The sequence below is a fragment of the Actinomycetota bacterium genome (assembly GCA_005774595.1).
Classification (GTDB): Bacteria; Actinomycetota; Coriobacteriia; order Anaerosomatales; family D1FN1-002; genus D1FN1-002.
Window position 1 is genome coordinate 1 of sequence record VAUM01000128.1, and the last position, 4,986, is coordinate 4,986.

At 71.5% G+C, this 4,986-nt stretch carries 5 protein-coding genes; all 5 read right to left on the minus strand.

The window, feature by feature from the left end; all coding sequences use genetic code 11:
• Positions 1-1,014 (minus strand): hypothetical protein (locus tag FDZ70_06225; protein ID TLM76791.1); only part of this gene is annotated, 1,014 nt, incomplete at its 3' end.
• A 106-nt stretch (positions 1,015-1,120) separates the two neighbouring features.
• Positions 1,121-2,242, minus strand: coding sequence for an ABC transporter permease (locus FDZ70_06230; GenBank protein TLM76792.1), 1,122 nt, complete (start codon positions 2,240-2,242; stop codon positions 1,121-1,123).
• A 4-nt stretch (positions 2,243-2,246) separates the two neighbouring features.
• Positions 2,247-3,416 carry an ABC transporter permease gene (locus tag FDZ70_06235; GenBank protein ID TLM76793.1) on the minus strand — a complete coding sequence of 390 codons (1,170 nt, stop codon included), beginning with the start codon at positions 3,414-3,416 and terminating at the stop codon, positions 2,247-2,249.
• Positions 3,398-4,135: a TetR/AcrR family transcriptional regulator gene (locus tag FDZ70_06240; GenBank protein ID TLM76794.1), complete on the minus strand. Its 738-nt coding sequence runs from the start codon at positions 4,133-4,135 to the stop codon at positions 3,398-3,400. Before FDZ70_06240 ends, FDZ70_06235 begins: the two co-directional genes overlap by 19 nt.
• Complete coding sequence (locus FDZ70_06245; protein ID TLM76795.1) at positions 4,063-4,986, minus strand: ABC transporter ATP-binding protein; 924 nt, start codon at positions 4,984-4,986, stop codon at positions 4,063-4,065. Before FDZ70_06245 ends, FDZ70_06240 begins: the two co-directional genes overlap by 73 nt.

A 4,986-nucleotide genomic window follows, 5' to 3' on the forward strand; every position in this document is an offset into this window, starting at 1 on the left:
CGCGCTCGCGTCGGGCACCTCCGGCGTGCCGACGGCGGACAGCGGCGCCTCGAAGCTGGTCGTCGGGGCATCGGCGGCGGCCATCCCCGTGACCGCCGGGATCGACGACGTGCCGTCCACGTCGCCCCAGTCGTCATCGGCGCTCCACTCACGCACTCGCTCGCGCGGCGCAGAGGCGTCGGCCGCGCCCGCGGGCGCGTACGAGAGCGCGGCGCCGTCCGGCACCACGTCGGCAGCCCACGCCTCGTCCTCGCCGCGGCGGCGGGGCTGCGGATCGGGGCGGTCGAACGTCCCTTCGGCCTCGGGCACGATGCGGTCCATCACGCCGAGCATCGCCGCGACGCCGGACGCGTTGTCGCCGGCGCCGTCCGTGAACCTCATGAACAGTTCGCGGTGCACGTTGATGAAGAGCGGCACGAGCAGGTACGCGCCGAACGCGAGCGTCACGTACCACAGCCACGGCTGCGCACCGGCCGTGAACGGGAGCGCCGAGGCGAGGACCACGATCGGCATGCCGAAGGTGACGGCCTTCATGAGCGTGAACGTGACCTCGAAGTTCTTCACCATGCCCGGCGAGAAGCCGAGCGACGCGCGCGCGGAGTCGTAGTGCGCGACCACGATGACGCGCTTGGTGCGCTCGCCGCGGCGCGCCTTCGGGACGTGCCTCGCGACGACGTTCTGGCTCGGGCCCTTCGGCATGATGCTCGACAGGCCCCAACGGGTGTCGAGGTCGAGCCACATGACCACCGCGACGGCCGTCGCGAGCAGGACCGCCGGCCAGCGAAGGACCTTCACGCCAACGGCCGCTGCCGAGGCGAGCGTGAGCAGGTGGTAGATCGCGTACGCCCACGAGTAGGTGCGCGGCGTCACGAACTCCTGCCGGTCCACCTCCAGCCCCCGCGCGATGAAGACGGTCTCGAGGTAGTCGGCCGCGCGCGCCTCGGCGTCGGTGGCGGCGGGACGCGGGCCGATCTCTGAAGCGAGCTCGCGTAGGTGGACGCTCTCCAGACCCATCGGACCTCCGGGACGGCTCGGGTCGCGGACGGCGGCGGCGCGCAGGGACCTACGCCGCGGACGCCCCCATCATACTGCACGCGCGCGAGGGCGCCGCGGGCGCGATTCAGTCCGACAGCCGCTTGCGGAAGCTCGACACCGCCACGCCGAACACCACCACCGAGAAGACCACCATCGCCAGCATCGGGGCCGCGAGGTCGCCGACGCCCGAGCCCTTGAGCATCGCGCTGCGCAGCACGACGAGCGCGTAGCGCAGCGGGATGAGGTAGGTCAGCGGCACGACTGCCGGCGGCATCGACTCGATCGGGAAGATGAAGCCGGACAGCACCATCGTCGGGATCATGTAGAACATCGCGGTCTGCTGGGCCTGGTGCTGGTTGCGCGAGATGAGCGAGAACAGCAGGCCGATGCCGATGGCCGTGCCGGAGAAGAGCGCCAAGCCCAGCGCGACGGTCGCGATCGAGCCGGCGAACGGCACCTTGAACCACAGCACGCCCACGGTGCCGACGAAGGTCGCCTGTACGCACGCGATGAGGAAGTACGGCGTGATCTTGCCGAGGAGGTACTCGCCGCGGGTGATGGGCGTGACGAACATCTGCTCCAGCGTCCCGCGCGCGCGCTCGCGCACCACCGCCTGGCTCATCACCACCACCATCGTGAGCATGAGGATCTCGGCGATGAGCCCCGGGATCATCGCGTTGATGGCCTTGAGCGCCGGGTTGAACACCACGCGCACGCGCGCGTCGAGGCCCGGGCCGCCCATCGCCCCGAGCTTTGCATCGAGGCGCTGCCTGTTGAGCTGCGCGGCGATCTGCGCGGCGTACCCGCTCGCCGTCGAGGCGATGCGCGAGTCGGTCCCGTCGACGACGATGCCGAGCGGCACCTTCTCGCCCCGCTCGAGCGCGACCGCCGTCCCCGGCTCGATCACGATGCCGACCTGCGCGGCGCCCGAGTCGAGCAGCGGGCCGAGCGCCGCCTCGTCGGCCGGGTGCGCCACGACCCGGAAGTACCCGCTCGACGAGAACGCGTCCTCAATCGAGCGCGACATCGCCGTGCGGTCGTGATCGACGATCGCCGTCGGCAGGTTCGTCACGTCCGAGCCGACGACGTAGCCGAGCATGAGCAGCTGCAGGATCGGCGAGATGAAGACCAGCGGGAACAGCAGCCGGTCGCGGCTGAACTGCACGAACTCCTTCCACACGATCAGGCTGTAGCGGCGGAAGCTCATCGCGTCACGCCCTCCGCCGGTGCAGCAGGGTGGCCACCGTCAGGCCGGCGACCGCGAACACCGCGAGCGCCGCGACGTCGGGTGCGAGCACGTCCCAGCTCGCGCCGCGCAGGAACACCGCACGCGAGACGTCGACCATGTAGCGCGCCGGCAGGCCGTAGCTCAGCCACTGCAGGACCTTCGGTATCGAGGAGAGTGGGAACGCCATCCCCGACAGCAGGAAGCCGGGCAGGAACGAGAAGAGCAGGCCCATGAGGTTGGCCGACTCGGGCGTGGGCGCGATCGCCGAGACCACGAGTCCGATGGACAGGCTGGCGAGCACGAACAGGAACATCGCGACCGCGAGTACCGTGATGTCGCCGCGCAGCGGCACCTGGAAGATCGCGAGCGCCGCGGCCGTGATGAACACGGTGTCGGCGAAGCCGAGCAGCGCCCACGGGAGCACCTTGCCGACGATGAGCTCGCCTCGCTTCAGCGGCGAGACGACGAGCTGCTCGAGCGTGCCCTGGTCGCGTTCTTTGACGAGCGTGACCGCCGTCTGCTGGATGATGACGATCATGATGACGACGACCATCAGCCCCGGCACGAGGAAGGTCGCGGACCGCCCCTCCGGGTTGTACCAGAGGCGCATGCGCGGCTCGAGCGTGCCCACAGCCGCCGTGTCCGCGCCGCGCGCGGCGGCCCACGAGGCGAGCGCCCGCGCGCCGAAGGACTGGTTGAGCGCCAGCGCGTAGTTGCGGCCGATGCCGGCGGAGTTCGGCTCGCTGCCGTCGATGAGCACCGCCACGGCGCCGGCGCGGCCCGCGGCGATCTCGTCGCCGAAGCCCGGCGCGATGACGATGGCCACGCGCGCCTCGCCGCGGTCGAAGGCCCGGTCGATGGCGGCTTCGTTCTCGACGCCGCCGCGTATGCGGAAGAAGCCGGACTGCGTGACCGAGTCGAGGTACGCGCGGCTCTCCGGCGTGCGGTCGCGGTCGAGGACGACGGTCGGCAGGTCGCGCACGTCGAAACTGATGGCGTACGCGAACAGCGTCAGCTGGATGAGCGGCATGAGCAGGGCCGCGACGATCATGCGCCAGTCGCGCGACAGGTGGATGAACTCCTTGCGCGCGATGGCCGAGATGCGGCGCGCCGAGCCGCCGAGTGCGCCCGCGCTCATCGGACGCCCTCCCATCCGAGGACCGCGAGGACCGCGTCGGCGGTCGCGGCCTCCGCGCCGCCGGCGCCGAGCAGCTGTGTGGTGAGCATATGGCCGACGAACAGGCTCATGAGCACGCGCACGCACGCCTCGGCCTCGCCCGGAGCGCGTGTGACGCCCAGCTCGCCGTCCAGTCGCACGATCGCCGCGCGGATCTCGCCCTGCATGGGCAGCGCGATCCGGGCGCGGAACGTCTCGATGAAGGCCGGATGGTTCGGCGCCGCGGCCAGGACCGCGCGCATCAGCGCCATCCGGCCGCGCTCGGACTCGGCGAGCGGCATGCGCAGGAGCGTCTCCAGCCCCGGCCGCAGCGAGTCGGGCCCGATCGCGGCGAGCATCGTGCGCGCCTGCCCGACGACGTGGTCGCCGGCGGTGGCGATGAGGTCGTCGAAGAGCGCCTCCTTGCCCGGCCAGTGCCGGTAGAGCGCCGGCTCCGTGACGCCGACGGCCGAGGCGATCTGCCGCATCGTCCCGGCGTCGTAGCCCTTGGCCGAGAACACCGCCACCGCGGCGTCGAGGATCTCACCCCGGCGGCCGGGCACGAACTCCGCGAACCAGCGCATAGGCGCGGACGCGGCAGCTGGCCGCGCGGCGGAACGCCTCCCGGCTGCAGCGCGCGCGCTCACGCCCGGCCCCCCTGCAGGCCCACGAGGTGCACGAACGCGTCCTCGAGCGTCGGCTCCACGCGCGCGCATCCGCGCACCGCGAAGCCCCGGGCGGCGAGCAGGCCGGGCACGTCGACCTCGCCTGTCGCGCGCGCGCCGAGGTTCACGCGCAGCAGCCGGCCCTGCAGGTACGTCTCCTCGATCCCCGGCGCATCCGCGAGCGAGGCGAGCGCCGCCTCGCCGTCGTCCACGTCGAGCTCGAGGATGGTGTCGGCGGCCAGGGAGCCGGTGATCGCCTGCGGACTGCCCTCGGCGATGATCCTGCCCCGGTAGATGAACGCCAGGCGGTTGCAGTGGGTGGCCTCGTCCATGTAGTGGGTGGTGACGAAGAGCGTGACGCCACCGGCGGCCAGCTCGTAGAGCAGCTCCCAGAAGCGGCGGCGCGCGTTGGGGTCGACGCCGCTCGTGGGCTCGTCGAGGAAGATGAGCTTGGGCTCGTGGATGGTCGCGCAGCCCAGAGCGAGGCGCTGCTTCCAGCCGACGGACAGGTTGCTCGTCAGCTCGCCCTCGCGACCGCGCAGATCCGCCATCTCGAGGATGTGGGCGCGACGCTCGGCGAACTGGTCGGCGGCCAGCCCGTAGACGCCGGCGTAGAAGCGCAGGTTCTCGTCGACGGTGAGATCCTGGAACAGCGAGAACTTCTGCGACATGTAGCCGATGTTCGCGCGCACGCGCTCCGGCTCACGCTCGGTGTCGAAGCCCATCACGGTCGCCCGCCCGCCGCTCGGCGCGATGACGCCGCACAGCATGCGGATGGTGGTCGTCTTGCCTGAGCCGTTGGGGCCGAGGAAGCCGAAGATCTCGCCGGGGCGCACGCGGAAGTCGATGGCATCGACGGCGGTGAAGTCGCCGAAACGCTTGGTGAGGCCGGAGACGACGAT